The organism is Nocardioides sp. GCM10028917 (assembly GCF_042666175.1).
Classification (GTDB): domain Bacteria; phylum Actinomycetota; class Actinomycetes; order Propionibacteriales; family Nocardioidaceae; genus Nocardioides.
This window is the reverse complement of sequence record NZ_JBHTFL010000008.1, coordinates 274,477-289,930: the sequence shown is the minus strand read 5'-3', so window position 1 is coordinate 289,930 and position 15,454 is coordinate 274,477. Positions and strand designations below refer to the sequence as shown.

At 68.4% G+C, this 15,454-nt stretch carries 17 protein-coding genes and 1 pseudogene; 10 read left to right on the top strand and 8 right to left on the bottom strand.

The features are described from left to right. Window positions 1–21: 21 nt before the first annotated feature. From ACFQW6_RS17890 to ACFQW6_RS17880, 3 genes are all read right to left on the bottom strand, one after another. A complete protein-coding gene (locus ACFQW6_RS17890) occupies window positions 22–852 on the bottom strand; it encodes a sulfite exporter TauE/SafE family protein (RefSeq protein ID WP_378548471.1) in 831 nt (276 codons plus the stop codon). After that, window positions 849–2,246, bottom strand: coding sequence for a rhodanese-like domain-containing protein (locus tag ACFQW6_RS17885; RefSeq protein ID WP_378548468.1), 1,398 nt, complete (start codon window positions 2,244–2,246; stop codon window positions 849–851). The genes ACFQW6_RS17890 and ACFQW6_RS17885 overlap by 4 nt, the downstream gene beginning before the upstream one ends. A gap of 62 nt (window positions 2,247–2,308) precedes the next feature. Next, window positions 2,309–2,629, bottom strand: coding sequence for a rhodanese-like domain-containing protein (locus tag ACFQW6_RS17880; RefSeq protein WP_378548465.1), 321 nt, complete (start codon window positions 2,627–2,629; stop codon window positions 2,309–2,311). 267 nt (window positions 2,630–2,896) lie between these two features. Between ACFQW6_RS17880 and trxA the strand changes: the two genes are divergently transcribed. From trxA to ACFQW6_RS17860, 4 genes are all read left to right on the top strand, one after another. Continuing rightward, window positions 2,897–3,283, top strand: a complete 387-nt coding sequence (trxA, locus tag ACFQW6_RS17875; RefSeq protein WP_378548462.1) for a thioredoxin — start codon at window positions 2,897–2,899, stop codon at window positions 3,281–3,283. Further along, window positions 3,280–3,699, top strand: a complete 420-nt coding sequence (locus ACFQW6_RS17870; protein ID WP_378548459.1) for a DUF302 domain-containing protein — start codon at window positions 3,280–3,282, stop codon at window positions 3,697–3,699. Before trxA ends, ACFQW6_RS17870 begins: the two co-directional genes overlap by 4 nt. Continuing rightward, entirely contained in the window at window positions 3,699–3,965 is a 267-nt protein-coding gene (locus ACFQW6_RS17865; RefSeq protein ID WP_378548456.1) for a metal-sensitive transcriptional regulator, read from the top strand. The genes ACFQW6_RS17870 and ACFQW6_RS17865 overlap by 1 nt, the downstream gene beginning before the upstream one ends. A 186-nt stretch (window positions 3,966–4,151) precedes the next feature. Continuing rightward, a complete protein-coding gene (locus ACFQW6_RS17860) occupies window positions 4,152–4,346 on the top strand; it encodes a hypothetical protein (protein WP_378548453.1) in 195 nt (64 codons plus the stop codon). 65 nt (window positions 4,347–4,411) lie between these two features. Here the strand turns inward: ACFQW6_RS17860 and ACFQW6_RS17855 are convergent, their stop codons facing one another. Beyond that, the gene (locus ACFQW6_RS17855) at window positions 4,412–4,726 is read right to left on the bottom strand and encodes a hypothetical protein (RefSeq protein WP_378548450.1); all 315 of its coding nucleotides are present in this window, start codon (window positions 4,724–4,726) and stop codon (window positions 4,412–4,414) included. Window positions 4,727–5,313: 587 nt separating this feature from the next. On the opposite strand from ACFQW6_RS17855, the gene ACFQW6_RS17850 reads away from it, so the two are divergent. Next, complete coding sequence (locus tag ACFQW6_RS17850; RefSeq protein WP_378548447.1) at window positions 5,314–5,931, top strand: superoxide dismutase family protein; 618 nt, start codon at window positions 5,314–5,316, stop codon at window positions 5,929–5,931. Between the two features lie 119 nt (window positions 5,932–6,050). After that, window positions 6,051–7,637: a CocE/NonD family hydrolase gene (locus ACFQW6_RS17845; RefSeq protein WP_378548444.1), complete on the top strand. Its 1,587-nt coding sequence runs from the start codon at window positions 6,051–6,053 to the stop codon at window positions 7,635–7,637. Between the two features lie 664 nt (window positions 7,638–8,301). Here ACFQW6_RS17845 and ACFQW6_RS17840 read toward each other — a convergent pair. After that, the gene (locus ACFQW6_RS17840; protein ID WP_378548441.1) at window positions 8,302–8,952 is read right to left on the bottom strand and encodes a TetR/AcrR family transcriptional regulator; all 651 of its coding nucleotides are present in this window, start codon (window positions 8,950–8,952) and stop codon (window positions 8,302–8,304) included. A 77-nt stretch (window positions 8,953–9,029) separates the two neighbouring features. On the opposite strand from ACFQW6_RS17840, the gene ACFQW6_RS17835 reads away from it, so the two are divergent. Together ACFQW6_RS17835 and ACFQW6_RS17830 are read left to right on the top strand one after the other, a co-directional pair. Continuing rightward, window positions 9,030–9,572, top strand: a complete 543-nt coding sequence (locus ACFQW6_RS17835; RefSeq protein WP_378548438.1) for a YceI family protein — start codon at window positions 9,030–9,032, stop codon at window positions 9,570–9,572. A 211-nt stretch (window positions 9,573–9,783) separates the two neighbouring features. Next, the gene (locus ACFQW6_RS17830) at window positions 9,784–10,587 is read left to right on the top strand and encodes an oxaloacetate decarboxylase (RefSeq protein ID WP_378548435.1); all 804 of its coding nucleotides are present in this window, start codon (window positions 9,784–9,786) and stop codon (window positions 10,585–10,587) included. A 405-nt stretch (window positions 10,588–10,992) separates the two neighbouring features. Here ACFQW6_RS17830 and ACFQW6_RS17825 read toward each other — a convergent pair whose 3' ends face one another. After that, window positions 10,993–11,499, bottom strand: coding sequence for a hypothetical protein (locus ACFQW6_RS17825; protein ID WP_378548432.1), 507 nt, complete (start codon window positions 11,497–11,499; stop codon window positions 10,993–10,995). A 23-nt stretch (window positions 11,500–11,522) separates the two neighbouring features. Continuing rightward, complete coding sequence (locus ACFQW6_RS17820; protein ID WP_378548429.1) at window positions 11,523–11,984, bottom strand: hypothetical protein; 462 nt, start codon at window positions 11,982–11,984, stop codon at window positions 11,523–11,525. Window positions 11,985–12,141: 157 nt separating this feature from the next. On the opposite strand from ACFQW6_RS17820, the gene ACFQW6_RS17815 reads away from it, so the two are divergent. Continuing rightward, entirely contained in the window at window positions 12,142–14,136 is a 1,995-nt protein-coding gene (locus ACFQW6_RS17815) for a GAF domain-containing sensor histidine kinase (protein WP_378548426.1), read from the top strand. Further along, entirely contained in the window at window positions 14,133–14,777 is a 645-nt protein-coding gene (locus ACFQW6_RS17810) for a response regulator (RefSeq protein ID WP_378548423.1), read from the top strand. Before ACFQW6_RS17815 ends, ACFQW6_RS17810 begins: the two co-directional genes overlap by 4 nt. Before the next feature lie 108 nt (window positions 14,778–14,885). On the opposite strand, the pseudogene ACFQW6_RS17805 reads toward ACFQW6_RS17810, so the two are convergent. Further along, window positions 14,886–15,365: pseudogene (locus ACFQW6_RS17805) on the bottom strand (dihydrofolate reductase family protein); the annotation flags it as partial. Window positions 15,366–15,454 lie beyond the last annotated feature (89 nt).

Below are 15,454 nucleotides of genomic sequence, written 5' to 3'. Positions count from 1 at the left end.
GGGGGGCGTGCGGGGAAGCGGTCAGAGGAGGGCGGGTACGGCGGTCGCGGCGGTGTAGGCGGCGACGAGGAGGACCAGGCCGGTGAAGGCGGCGGACAGCTTGGCGGTGTCGGTGCGCGCGGCGAGGCGGGCTCCGGCGACGGAGCCGGCGACGGCGGTGACGGTGAGGGCGGCGACCAGCCACCAGTCGGGTGCGATGCCGGTGCCGGCCCGAACGGCGACAGCGGCGGCGCTGGTGATGGTCATGACGACCAGCGAGGTCCCCGCGGCGTAGCCCATGGGGAGCGCCAGGGCGAGGACGAGTGCGGGGACGACGAGGAACCCGCCGCCGACGCCGAGGAACCCGGTGAGCAGGCCGACCGCGGTCGCGGTGACCAGCACCTTCAGCGCGTGGGGGCACTGGCACATGAAGGTGGGGCTGAACGTGATGATGGGGTCGTCCAGGCGAGGCCGGTCGGCGTGAGCACCCGAGGAGCTGCCGCGGCGGTTGCGCAGCTGGCGGACGGCCATCAGGCCGGCCACGACGAGCATCAGGCCCGCGAAGGCGGTCAACAACACGTCCTCGGGGACGGCCGAGGAGGCGTGGGCGCCGGCCACGGCGCCAGCGATGGCGACCACTCCGAACGCGACGCCGCGCGCGAGGAGGACGTTCCCGGCGCGGTAGGCGGTCACGGCTCCAGCCACGGAGGTGACGCCCACGACGACCAGGGACCCGGTGGTGGCCTGCGTCGCGGTCTGTCCCAGCGCGAGGAGCACGGGGACCGCGAGGATGGAGCCGCCGCCGCCGAGCGCTCCGAGGCTGAGCCCGATGAGCGCGCCGGCGACGACGGCGGCCAGGAGTGCGAGGGTCACGCTTCGGGTCCGACCAGGTGGAGTCCGACCTTCTCGGCGTTGTCGAAGCTGTCGTCGACGGCGACGAGGTTCCGCCCGGCAGCGGAGAGGAAGGACGCGGCGACCGAGGCGCGGTACCCGCCGGCGCAGTGGACCCACACCTCGCCGGCGGGGACGTCGTCGAGACGCTGGGGCAGCTCGTGGATGGGCACGTTGACGGCACCGTCGATGCGGGCCTTGTCGTGCTCGTCGGCGCGGCGGACGTCGAGGACGACGACGTCGCGGTGGTGACGGACCTGGGCGAGGTCGGCGAACGTGGCGGTGGGGAACGAGCTGAGCTCACCCTCACTCCACTGCTCGGGTCCACCGGTGGCATGGGCTGCGGGCCGCTCGATGCCGATGCGAACCAGCTCGCGCTGCGCTTCGGCGACGTCGTCTGCGCTCTCACCGAGCAGCGTGACGGGGGTGCCCCACGGGATGAGCCAGCCGAGGTAGGTGACGAAGGCGCCATCCAGACCGAAGTTGAGCGTCCCCGGTGCGTGCCCGGCGGCGAACGCAGTGCGGGTCCGCAGGTCCACCACCCATTCGCCGGCCTCGATGCGGCGACGCAGCTCGACGGCGTCGGCCTTCGCAGGCGGCGACAGGTCGGGCGCCGACGGGCCGGCAGCGTTGGCCGGTCCCATGTGCGCGTAGTAGGCCGGGTACGGGCCGAGGCCCGCCAGGAGCTCGTCGACGTAGGTCTGCTCGTCCTGGGTGAGGACCGGGTTGGACTCCTTCTCCTGCCCGATGGTCGACGACGTCGCATCCGACTGGCTGGCGGAACAGAACGACCCGAACCCGTGGGTGGGCAACACCTCGGCGTCGTCAGGCAGCAGCTCCGCGAGCTTGTGCGCGGACGCGTGCTGGTGGTGCACCAGGTCGTGGGTGTGCTCGGCGCCCAGGAGGTCGGGGCGGCCGGTGGCGCCGAAGAGCAGCGACCCGCCGGTGAACACGGCAACCTGCTTGCCGGTGGCGGCGTCGGTCAACGCGTAGGAGAGGTGGGTGAACGTGTGGCCGGGGGTTGCCAGCGCGGTGAGGCGCATACGTTCACCCACCTCGATGACATCTCCGTCCGCTACGGGGGTGCGGGAGAAGGAGACGTCATCCTCGCCATTGACGAGGTAGGTGGCACCGGTGTGCTCCGCGAGGGCGTAGCCGCCGGTGACAAAATCGTTGTGGAGGTGCGTTTCCGCGACGTGGGTGAGGCGGACCTGGTGCTCGTCGAGCAGGTCCAGCACACGGTCGATGTCGCGCTGGGGGTCGACGACGAACGCGACCTCCCCGTCGTGGACGAGGTAGTCGCGGTCACCGAGGGTGGGGGTCTCGATGGTGAGAAAGGTCAGGTCTGCGTGGGAGTCGCTGGTGTGGTGGGTCATCTGGGACGTCTCCTTCGAGTCGGTCGGCTCAGGCAGGTCGTGTGCGTCGTAGAGGTCGGGAATCACAGACCGACTCCGACGGCCCGTCCGGACGCGGCCCAGGCCTGGGTGCCTCCGGCGACGGAGTAGGCGTCGAAGCCGTTCGCGCGCAGCAGGTCGGTCATGGCGCTGGAGCGGTTCCCGCTGGCGCAGATGACGTAGACCGGTGCGGTCTTGTCGAGCTCGTCCATGCGGGCCGTGAGGTGGCCCATCGGGATGAGCTGCGCACCGGGGACGTGCACGTGGGCGTACTCGCCACGTTCGCGGACGTCCACGAGCGAGGCGCCGCCGTCCAGAGCTGCGGCGAGCTGGTCGACGTCAACTTCAGGCGTGCGACTGGTCATGGCGGTTCGTCCTTTCATCTCGCTTGGGTGATACCCCGTGGGGTATCTACTCGACGACGATACACACACCCCCGGGGGTATCCAAAACCGGTGGCTCACCGAGTCGACCCACGGCGCTACGCCACGATGCGACAGTGCAGTGGGCTGCGCGAGCGCGCGGAGGGAGCCCCGGGTGATGGCGCTCACGAGGGGCGCTGGGCATACGGTGGGGGGTATCGTGGTTGAGGTGGTTGCAACCCCAACCGCACTACGACAAGGAGAGGTTTCTTGACCACTCAGGACCTGACTGCCGCGAACTTCGAGGCCACCGTGACCGAGCACGACATCGTGCTCGTCGACTTCTGGGCTGCCTGGTGCGGCCCGTGCCGCCAGTTCGCTCCCGTGTACGACGCCGCAGCCGCTGCCAACCCCGACATCGTGTTCGGCAAGGTCGACACCGAGGCTGAGCAACAGCTCGCCGCCGCCGCGAACATCACCTCCATCCCGACGCTGATGGCGTTCAAGGACGGCGTGCTCGTGTTCTCCCAGCCCGGCGCGCTCCCGGCCGCGGCCCTCAACGAGCTCATCGCCTCCGTCCGCGCCCTCGACGTCCAGGCAGCACTGAGCGAGGCCGAGACGAACTCCGGCTCCAACACCGAGCGGAGGAGCGCATGAGCTACACGCTGAGCACCACCGTCGACCTGCCCTACGACGAGACCGTCTCCGCCACCCGGGCCGCCCTCGCTGACCAGGGCTTCGGCATCCTCACCGAGATCGACCTCGCCGCCACCCTGAAGGCCAAGCTCGACGTCGACCTGCCGCCCCAGGTCATCCTCGGCGCCTGCCGGCCGCAGCTGGCCTACGAAGCTCTCGGCATCGACCCGTCGATCGCCGCCGTTCTGCCGTGCAACGTCGTCGTCCGCTCGACCGGCGATACCACCACCGTCGTGGAGGCCTTCGACCCCGACGCCATGATGGGCCTCGCCAGCACCGACTCTGATGAGGGTGCCCTCGACACGGTGGCTGCCGACGCCAAGCAGCGCCTCACCGCAGCCCTTGCCGCGCTCGCCTCGCACAACCAGGAGAACTGATGGAGCTCGACCCGACCTCGATGAAGCCGGTCATCAACCGCATCAAGCGCGCCCAGGGCCAGCTCGCCGGCGTCCTGCGGCTCCTTGAGGAAGGCCGCGAATGTGAGGACGTCGTCACCCAGCTCGCGGCCGTCTCCAAGGCGCTAGACCGCGCTGGGTTCGCCATCGTCGCCAACGGCCTCCAGCAGTGTCTCGTCGAAGGCGAGGGTGACCTCGACACCCTCGACGTGAAGAAGATGGAGAAGCTGTTCCTATCGCTGGCCTGACCCTCGTTCCGCCGGCGCCCCACCCTTGGGCTACCGCCCGACGCCGACAAGCGGCGATAAGACGCACCCATCGCGGCATGGTCGGATGCTCCGATCCGACAGCGGCATGTCGGAGGGGTTCAGTTCTTGTCACCGTCTGAGGGCGCGCATATTGCGATCCGTCCCGAGGTGCGCTCACATAGAAGAATGGGGCTGAAGATGGAAGTTGCGGTCCAGACTAATCTGTGGGCCTTGACCAGCGCCGGCTCGATCATTGGGGCTGTGAACACCGACGGCTGGTTCAGCGCGGTCTTTTGGCTTACCGCCATCGTGTTGGGAGGAATCACCGTCTATGGCGCAACCCTCCTCTACCGCTCACGGGGGATGGACTTGAACCGGTAGCGACGCACGCTGCCCCCTTCCGGGTATCGGTAGATCCGCGCACTCGTCGTGGCAGATCCGGATGTTCACCGAAGCGCGTAGAACCAACTTCCCTCGAAGTCACGGGCGCCTGTCTCCTCTGACTGCACGGTCACTCCGCTGACGTTCTGCGCGGGGAAGCCGTGGCTCTCCGCGATCAGACGCGCCTCCGCGAGCAGGCGAGGTTCCGAGCCCGTCAAGGCGTCCCGCTCGGCGTCCGTCGCCGTTCCGAGCCACACCCAGGCATCGTCCTGAAACGAGAAGGCGGACACGTACTCAACTCGCAACACCCCGGACTCCTTGAACCTCCGCAACAGCTCAGGCTTCATGTCGTGCAGCAGCGCCGATCGCGGATCGTTCACCAAGCAACCGTAAGTCAGCACCGCGTCAGGCTCCGCCCATCGCTAGATCCGGTCGTCCGCACACGCGCCGACAGGCGGGGATAGGACGCAGACTCGTCCGTGAACCGTGACAGGTGCGCAAGTAGATCCCCGTCCTTCTTGACGTCCATCCAGCCACCGCCGCAGGCCAGGGCCGCCCTCGAGTTGCGGTAGAGGCCGGTGTGGCAGGGTCGAGAAAGCTTCGTACGCCGCGCGTGAGCGCTCGTCGTTCAACAATCGACGCCCCGATTGGCGACACGCCACCTTCCGAACAGCACGGGGGAGTCGACCGAAGCGTGGGACCTCGCCGCAATCTGGGGAGCCCAATCGTCTGGTTCACGCAGCGAAGACGATTCCGTTTGCACGTGCTTGAGAGGGCAACGAAGAGCCGGTGGCAGGCAGTCCGGTCTAGAGGTCTCGTTGACAGATTCCGTACCCGGATCAATCGTTGAAAGGCAGAAGCGAACGCCTGGGCCAGTCAATCCTGGGCGGCGACCGAGTCCAGAGCTCTCGGCACCGACGCGGGTTGGGCCCGTCCGAGACGTCAGACGCAAAAGTCTATGGATGAGGTGAGCAACGTGACGAACAGAAGCAAGGTACGCAGGTTGACGTTGGCGGGCGCGTCGGCCGTGCTCGTGATGGCGAGCGTTGTCGCGACGAACGCCACTGCGGGGACCGACCGCAAGCACCCTGGTTCCTCGGCCGTGAGGGTCGAGCTGGCCGGTGTCGACGGCGGCGCGATGGGCTGGGTGATGATGCACGAGGTCCGGGACAAGGTGGTGGTGAGCGGCCTCGCGCGGGGACTGACGCCGGGCTTCCACGGATTCCACATCCACGCGGTCGGAGTGTGTGACCCGGCGGCACCGACCGGGCCCTTCATGTCCGCCGGTGGTCACTACAGCCCGACGCTGCTGAACCACGGGGACCACCCCGGCGACATGCCGCCGCTGCTGGTGACCGCCGACGGCCACGCGTACACCAGCTTCGCCACCGACCGGTTCAGCCTGGACAGTCTGCGCGACGTGGACGGGTCCGCGGTGATGGTGCACGCCGGGCGCGACAACCTTGCTAACATCCCGCTCCGATACACGGCTGGTGGCGTGGCAGGACCGGACGGCACGACGCTGGGTTCAGGTGACGCGGGCGCTCGCGTGGCGTGCGGTGTGATCGACCCGCTCGTTCGCTGAGCAGGGAGGGCGGCATGAGGCGGCCCCGGTTGCGGCTTCCGATCGGATCAGCGGTTGGTCGGATCCTGCGGCTGCCATCGGGCCGCCACGGCTACACGGTGGTTCAGGAACGTGTCCGAATGCGTGACGGCGTGCAGCTCCTGACTGACGTCCATGCCCCTGTGGGCACGTCGTTGGGCGTAGTTCTGATCCGCACGCCGTACGGCCGTGACGGGTTGATCGCACATCTCACTGCGGGCTTCTTCGCCAGCCACGGCTACCACGTCGTCAATCAGAGCTGCCGCGGGACGTTCGGGTCGGGTGGTGACCTCGACCCGTTCAGCCAGGAGATCGCCGACGGGGCCGATGCCGTCGCGTGGCTGCGACAGCAACCCTGGTTCGGCGGCCGCTTCGCGCTGTGGGGAGCCTCGTACATGGGGTACACGGCGTGGGCGGTGATGATGGATCCTCCCCCGGAGCTGGCGACTGCGGTGGTGGCCATGTCCGCGCACGACGGGCACTGGGTCGCCCACGGTGCCGGCGCCTTCTCCCTCGAGGAAGTCGTGAGCCTGATGGACGGTCTCGGTCACCTCGGCGACGGTGCGGCCCGGGGACTCCTGCGTGGGGTGACGGCGAGCCGACGGCTGCGATCTGCCTTCGAAGATCTCCCGCTGGCACGGGCACAGGACACCGTCCTCGCGGACAGCGGCATGCCGTACCGGGACTGGCTCCAGGCCACGGATCCTGAGGATCCCGTGTGGCGGAGCATGCGCCTCGGTCCGGCACTCGAGAGGGTTGCTGTCCCGGTCCTGTTGCAGACGGGGTGGCAGGACCGGTTCCCGGCTCAGATGCTCGAGCAGTACGAGCGGCTCCAGCGGCGAGGTGTGGCAGTTGGACTCACTGTCGGACCGTGGACCCACGTCCAGACCGCCACGAAGGGCGCTGGAACCGTCATGACCGAGGCCCTCGACTGGTTCGCCGAACATCTCATCACGACCGGTGACCGCCGACGGCCGAGCCCGGTCCGCATCTACGTGACAGGAGCCGAGGAATGGCGCCACCTTGCGACTTGGCCGCCACCGACCGAGGAGCGGGTGCTCTACCTCCAGCCACACGGTGGGCTCAAAGCGAGCATGCCGCCGCCACGCAGTACCCCAACGGCGTTCACCTACGACCCCGCGGATCCCACTCCGGCTGTTGGCGGCCGCGTGATCAACCCGACGATCGGGGGTCACCGCGACAACCGCAGACTGGAGGAGCGATCGGACGTCCTCACCTTCACCAGCACACCTCTGGTCGAGCCTGTGGAGGTTGTCGGCAGCCCCCGCGTCGAGCTGTCGTACGAGACCGACAATCCACACGCCGACTTCTTCGTCAGACTGTGCGAGGTCGGGCAGGACGGTCGATCCATCAACGTGAGCGACGGGTTCACGAGACTGGAACCCAATCAACCGAACGGGACGGTCCAGCTCCGGCTTGACGCAATCGCTCACCGCTTCACGTCCGGAGTCCGGATCCGGCTACAGGTCTCTGGTGGAGCGCATCCGAGGTATGCACGGAACCTCGGTACGAGCGAAGACCCATCGACAGGCACTCATCTGGCGCCTTCGCAGCGGAGGATCTTCCACGGTGACGGCCGGTTCTCCAGGGTCGACCTGCCCTGCAACCCGTCCGCTTGTGAACTGCCAGGCACCAGTAGGGACGCGGCGCAATCGGACGTGGAATAACACGCGATCGCGACGGCGCAGACCGCGTCCACCTCGCCCCCAGGACTGTCGGCTCTGCGAGCCAGTTGATACGCACACTTGTGGTCGGTGACCGGTCTTCGAGGGAATTTCCACGATTGGCTTTCTCGGCTTCTTCGTCTTCATGGTCGGCATCGGCGTCGCTGTTCTGCGTCGGAGGGGGGATCGGAAGGCGTCCGATCACGTCGAGAAGACAGGCCACCCCGGCGAGGTTGCATGATCGGCGCGTCGTTTTGACCTGTTCGCCCGGCCCGGTATGGGTTCAAGGGGAGAGCAGCGTCCGCCGGAGAGGACATGGCGATTCCGATCTTTCCAATCGCGGTACTGCTGGATGGCTCTTTGGTCCGCCCAGACGCGCAGCGGTCGTAACAGCCGCCGTCGGGACCGGCGGCCCGGTCTCTTTCCTTGTCCTCGGTTTGAACAGTGAGGGGGTCAGTCCGACGCGACGGTGATTCTCGTTTTCGGTACGCCAACAGCTGCGGCTAGACCTTTGAAGTCAGCAAATTGGCGCCTCTCGCGCGCGGCACCCAGCGTCAGGGCTGTCGACCGGTGCAAGCGTGTCCCTCGCTCAAGAGCAAGCGCCGGTTGGACGCCTCGGAGTTGCCTGCATCGACGCGGGCGTGCACCTGCAACGCGCTAAGGGCTTCTACGCTCGATCGTGCGGCGCTGTCCCGAGGACGGTCTCCAGCAGCATCCTGGCCAACCAGGCCTGGTAACGCTGAGGTGACCAGCCATGGTCTCTCATCAGCATGTCTGCCACGTGTGGGCTGTAGAGCACGTACAGGGTCGCGGCGGCCTCGTCCGGGTCCAGGCGTAGCCCTTCGGGGCCGGCCAGCTGGCGGGCCGACACGAGCATCTCGTCTCGTCGAGCCGCTTTGATCTTCTCCATCATGGTGGCGAGCTCGGGATCGGACGCCGCCGCCTCCTCCGCAACTCGCACGATCGGGCCGACACGTTGAACGATGGCGCGTGCAAGAGCGGCGTCGAGCTCCGCGCGCCGGCGCACGTCCGGTTCGGCGGCGACGCCCTTCGCCTCGGCCTGCTCGGTGACGGGCCCGGGGTTGTCGTCGCCGGCGATCGTGGCCTCTATCAGCTGCCGCATGAGCTCACGCTTGCTCCCGAAGGCGGCGTAGACGGTTTGCACCGCCACCCCCGCTTGATCGGCGATTGCCTGAAGGGTGGTGGCGGCATACCCGTGCGCGATGAACAAGAGACCTGCCGCGTCGAGAATCGACCGGCGGGTCTCGCGGGCCTGGGCGTCGCGACGTGCGGAGGAGTAGGACCTCTTGACAGACACATTGGACAGAGTAACACTCTAATGATTAGGGCGGTGCTACGCCACTAGGGCAGGTGTCGTCCGGGGAAGTAGGAGCCATGCTCGACCAGCACTCGCAGCCGTTGTCAGCGCCGGCATCCGGCATCTACCGCGTGGACCCACAGAAGTCGCGGGTGCGTTACACCGGCAAGCACATGCTGGGCCTCGGAACGGTCCACGCCACGTTCTCGGTCCGGGAAGGAGAACTGCGCATAGGCGACGACGGACAAACGCTGAGCACCAAGGTGACTGTGGACGCCGCCAGCTTTCTCTCCGGCAGCAGCAAGCGGGACCGGGACGTCCGATCCCGTGGCCTGCTCGACGTCGAGCAGTACCCCGACATCACCTTTGCGTCGGAGAGCATTCGCAGAACACCTGAAGGTTGGCTCGTTCCCGGCACCGTCACCGCGCACGGACACGCGGTACGGATCGACGTACGCGTCGACCGGCTCACGACCGACGCCTCGGAGCTTCACGTGCATGGGTGGGCTCGAGGTTTGGATCGCACCGCGTTCGGCATCACCGGATCACGAGGACTGGTCGGCCGCCACCTCGACCTGGAGATCGAGGCAGTCGCAACCCTTCGTAGCGCGCCCAAGTGAGCAACCCGGCCAGGTCGTCAGTCCGGTGCACACAGAGGCACCTTCTCCAAGCCTGAGCAGCGCTCTGAGGCAGCGGAATGACTCCGTTCCGGGTGCCGTCGGACATGGACGCCCCCTCCGACAACCTGATGTCGACCGCCCGGAGGCCTCGAGCGCAGGCGCGGGGCGGGCAGGGGTATCGTGCTGATCCCGGCCGTTGGTGAGGTGTGGCATGGACACGCAGGTGACTCGGGTCGACACGTTTCACTCGCTTCATGCCACGGGGTGCTTCGTGATGCCGAACCCGTGGGACGTGGGCAGCGCGCGGGTGCTTGAGCAGCTGGGGTTCGAGGCCTTGGCCACGACGAGCGCCGGCCTGGCCTGGTCGCTCGGTCGCGGCGACGCGCAGGTCACGCTGGACGCGGCGCTGGAGCATCTTCGTCTCCTGGCCGGCACGGTGGCTGTGCCGGTGAATGCGGACTTCCGCGACGGTTACGCGATCGAGCCGGAGGGGGTCGCGGCCAACGTGACGATGGCCGTGGGCACGGGGATCGCCGGGCTCTCCATCGAGGACTCTTCTGGTGATGACGTTGACCCGCTCCTCGGGTTCGACCTGTCGGTGAGACGCTTGGTCGCCGCTCGCCGCGCCATCGACCAGAGCGGCACGAACGTCCTTCTGACGGGACGCTCAGAGGGCTTCGTCTACGGGCGTCCCGACATCGACGAGACGATCCGTCGGCTCGTGGCATACGCCGAGGCCGGAGCGGACTGCCTCTACGCACCCCGCATCGACAACCTTGATCACGTGTCGGCGATCGTGGCCGCGGTGTCGCCGAAGCCGGTGAACCTACTGATCAACGCTCCGTTCACGACGGTTGGGGAGGCGGCGCAGCTGGGGGTGCGGCGGATCAGCGTGGGCGGCACACTCGCCCGAACCGCTTGGGACGGGTTCCTCAAGGCCGCCGAGGAGATCGCCGAAGCCGGGACATTCTCCCGGTTCGATGGGCTCCCCGATGTGGAAGCACTGCTCGGCTGACCGCAGCACTGTCAATCTGACCTGACTCGCGTGGCGACCACCGTCATAGTGAGCGTAGTTGCTCGACGGGGCTGCACACGCCCAGCTCGTCCAGACGGCGGCAACACAAGCCGTGAGGAAGTGGACGCCGTGACGGTCGAGATTCCCGCGGGCGCGGTCGTAGTGCTCGGTGGCGCGGGGGTCGGCGTGCGTGGCCAGGATCTGAGCGTCGCGCAGCGGGACTCCCGCCTCGAAGGTCGAGGACGTGCGTTTCGCACCAGTCGAACCAACGCCGGCGAAGTGGGCTGGGCCCCGCCCCAATCGCCGTCGAAGTGGCGAGCCCCTGCCTGACCCGCGTGAGCGGTCGCGGCGCCAGGAGGCACCTCATCTTGTCCGCGCGTGGCAGGTGCAGGGCCTTTCGTCTGGCTACGCGCAGGTGAAGGTTTCCCTTGCGACGGTGGCCACCCCGTTGGCGTTGAACGTGACTTTGCCCGAGAGTCTCAGCTCGAGGCTCGATCCGTCTGTGCCGTGCAGGGTGGTGCGCAGGCGGAACTGGCCGATGCGCTCGATGTCGCCCTCGTCGGTGAACTCGGTGACGACGCCGTTCACCTTCTCGCGGTAGTCGCCGGCAAACGTCGGCAAGGACTTGTCGTCGGGGATCAGCTCGACGGTGCCGTCGATGACCCCGTTGATGTGCAGCTCGCCGGGCTGCTGGCCTCCGGGTGCGGCGACCAGGCGGTAGCCGCCGTTGCGCACCTCGTGGAAGGTGCCGGCCCAGGTGACGCAGAATCCTTCACCTGCTGCGAAGTGCTCGTAGGCGTCGTAGTGCTCGGGGTAGAAGTCGCGGTCGGCTTCGGCGGCCGTGGCGGGGCCGGTGACTGCTGCGTAGATCAACGCAGCGCTGCCGAGCAGCGTGCTGAGGCGGTGTCGCATGGTGTGCTCCTCGAGTTGGGGGATCAGCCGACCAGGCAGATCCAGGACGTGGCGATGAAGCAGACGGCGCTGATCACCAGGGCGGCCACAGTGATTGCCGAGAATGCTCCGACGCGGCGGCGGTGCTCGAGCGCGAGCGCGACGCCCACCGCGGCGAAGATGTGCGGCCAGCCGGACCAGAAGCCGATAAAGGTCACGGCTGAGGCCAGGGCGAACGCGAGCGACGCCTTGGCCAGCCTGTCCGGCGTGCCCGAGCGGGCACGTGTGCCCAGCCAGATGGCGAGCGTGACCCCGACGAGGACGAGCCCGGCGTACCAGGCCAGGTCCTGCAGGGTCGTGGCCGGCGCGTCGTCCCCGTCGGAGTTGAGGCCGAGCACGTCGCCCGCGACCATCGTGCAGGCGAACGTGACCGCACCGACGGTCGAGGCGACGAGTGGATGCAGGACGTCGACCCGCTGGGCGGGTCGGGTGGCGATGGTGCTCATGGGGTGTGCCTTCCGTGTGGTGATGAGGTGACGAGCACACCACCGGTGGTGGCCGGGCAGGACCTGTCAGGAGACGCAAACCGACCGGGAGACTTTCCTGCACGTGGCAGGACTCCTGTCCCGGGACAAACACACGGAACGGGCGCACACTGCACGTATGGGAGCCCTCTCCGGTGACCGCGCGCGCCGACTCGGTGGCTGGTGCCTGGTCTTCCTCGGTCTGCTGCTGCTCGTGAGCGTGCCGCTGTCGCTGTCCGACGGAGTCATGACCCGGCCCGGGGTGGTGGCTGCCGGTCCCGGCCCTTGGATCGCGGCCTTCGTGCCGGCGTTCATCCTGTCCGGGGGAGTCCTGGTCCACCTGCGGCCGCGGAACCCGATCGGCTGGATCCTGCTCATCTCCGGGCTGTTCCAGGTCACCAACCTCGCGGCGGACTCCTACGCCACCCGGGCGCTGACCGACCCCGACGGCTCGCTTCCCCTGGGGCTGCCCATGGCGTGGCTGGCCTCGTGGACCTGGCCACCGTCGCTCCTGCTGCCGATACTCGTCCTGCCCGCGCTCTACCCGACCGGTCGGCCACCATCGCGCTACTGGCGCTGGCACGTCCGGGTCTCGCTGATGGGGATCGTGCTGGCCTCGCTGGCCCTGGCCTCAGCCTCCGGCGGACTCGACGACACCGTGGCCGGAACACAGCTCCCGTGGGCGGCGCCGGTGTGGACGACGTACGTGCTCGGGTTGTCGGCAGCCGTCCTGCTCGTCGTCGCCGTGGCGAGCAGCATCGTGGGCACGTTCGTGCGGGCCTGGCGGGCCAGCGCACCCGAACGCCAGCAGCTGCTCTGGCTGATCAGCGTGGTCGCGGTGCTGGTCGCCACGACGTTCAACCCCCCGGAGATCCTCTTCTTGTTGTCCTACACCCTGATCCCCGTCGCCGTGGCGATCGGTGTGCTCCGCTACGGCCTCCTCGGGATCGAGCTCGCCCTGCGTCGCACTCTCCTGTACCTGCCCCTCACCGTCATGGTCGCCCTGGTCGTGGGTGGGCTGACCACTGCGCTGGCACGACTGGCGCCCGAAGGTCCACTGCCCCTGCTCGCAGCCTCGGCCGTGGTGGCGGTGGTCCTGGTCCCGGTCGCGGCCTGGCTGCGCCGCGCGGTCGATCGGCTGGTGCTGGGCGAGCGCGCGGATCCGCTGGCCGTCGTGGATCGGGTCGGAGCCGGTCTCGAGGTCGAGCACGCCGACCCGGTGGCCTCCATGCTCGAGGCGGTCGCGTCCGCAGCCGACGCGTCGTACGCGGTGGTCCGCGACCCGAACGGGCAGCTCCTCGCCCAGGTCGGCGGCACCGGGGAGCTTGTGATGCGGGTGCCCCTGCTCCACGGCGGTGAGGACCTGGGGGTGCTCGAGGTAGGGGCTGCGACCGGCCAGCGCTCGCCGTCCGGTCGCGACCTGAAGTTGGTCACCGCCCTGGCACCCCAGCTTGCGGTGGTCGTCAGGTCCAGCCGGCTCACGCAGGACCTCGCCAGCGCGCGGATCCGTGTCACCAGGGCCACCCTCGCCGAGCGTGACCGACTCCGCCGGGACCTGCACGACGGGCTCGGCCCTTCGTTGTCCGGCATCGCTCTCGGGCTCGAGGCGGCCTCGACGGCGTACGACGTCGACCCCGACGCCATCCCCGAGCTCCTCCGACGCACCCGCACCGAGGCGGACGCGGCGGTGCGCGAGATCCGTCGGGTCCTCGACGGGCTCCGCCCGGGTGCCCTGGACATGCACGCATTGGACGGCGCGGTCCGCGACACCGCGTCGTCGCTCGGAATGGGCCACCCCGGAGCTCCGCACTTCGACCTCCGCGCCGACCTGCCGCCCTTGCTCCCACCGAGCATCGAGGAGGCGGCCTTCCGCATCGCTGCCGAGTCGCTGACCAACGTCGTACGCCACTCCCATGCCGACCACTGCGCGGTCCACCTAGAGCAGGCCAACGGCGACCTGCGGGTCCAAGTCAGTGACGACGGGTGGGGCATCGACGTCCATCGGAGTCAAGGACACGGTCTGGACTCGATGCGCCGCCGCGCAGCCGACGTCGGCGGGAGCCTCACCATCGACCCAGTAGACCCCAGCGGCACTGTCGTCACCGCCGTCCTACCGCTGGAGGCGCCCGCATGACGCTACGCATCGTCGTTGCTGACGACCACCCCATGTACCGCTTCGGGTTGACCGCAGTCCTCAGCCAGGCCGAAGGCATCGAGGTGGTGGCCGAGGTTGGCGACGGGTCCGCACTCATCGCGGCCGTGGCCGAGCACGCGCCCGACCTGGTCCTCACCGACCTGGCCATGCCGGACCTCGACGGGGTCGCCGCCACGCGGCAACTGTTGGAGGCATGGCCGGAGCTGCCGATCATCGCCCTGACCATGCACGAGGACGACGAACACGTCTTCGCTGCCCTGCGTGCCGGAGCCCGCGGCTACCTCGTCAAGGGAGCCGACGGCGAGGAGATCGTGCGCGCCGTGCACGCAGTGGCTGGCGGCGGCGCGGTCTACGGCGGGAGCGTCGCACGCCGCATTGTCGCGTTCTATGCCGGTGAGCCAACCACCACAGCGACGGCGCGGGCCTTCCCGGACCTCACTCCACGAGAGCGAGACGTGCTCGAGCTGCTTGCACACGGCTGCCGCAACCACGAGATCTCGCGGCGGCTGTCGATGTCGGAGAAGACGGTGCGAAACCACGTGTCCCAGATCCTGACCAAGCTGCAGGTGCCCGACCGCACTGCGGCGGCGCTCAAAGCGCACGAATCCGGGATTGCCTGAACCAGGGTCGTTGGAACGCACGAACCCGCGTCGTCCTGTCGGTTGCCCGCGGCGCGCTGAGCTTTCTTCAGGCGCTCGCGTAGCGCAGCAGGACGATCCGCTCTTGAATGACGTGCAATCCGTCAGGCTGAGCCGTTTGGACTCTTGGAGCTCACCAAAGAGTCGGGTGCCACCGCCCAGCAGGACGGGGATCAAGGCGACCATCAACTCGTCGAGGGCGTCAGCCGCAAGAGCCTGGGTCAGCACATCGCCTCCCCCGAAGACGTTCACGTCCTTGTCAGTGGCGGACTGGGCGGTCATCACGACCGTGCGAACGTCCTCGGACGTGAACGTCACGCCTGATGGCGCCTCATCGGGCGCTGCGTGAGTCAGCACGTAGGTCGGCGACGTGGTCATGCCGCCACCGAACGTCGCCACGGACTCGCGGTACGTCCGGGCACCCAGCACGTAGGCCCCCGCGCGCTGCATCGTGTTCGCCATCCCGTAGTCCTCGTCGCGTCGCATCGCGCCGTTGAGCCACGCCATGTCGCCGCTCTCCGTCCGGATGAAGCCGTCGAGACTGGCCGCGATGCTGGCAAAGATGGCCATGCGCCCAGCGTATGACTGCAGCGGCTCCCGTTACTACGCACGCGACAGACTCGTACGAACTCTGAATGCGCCCCGCCGGACCTTTCGTC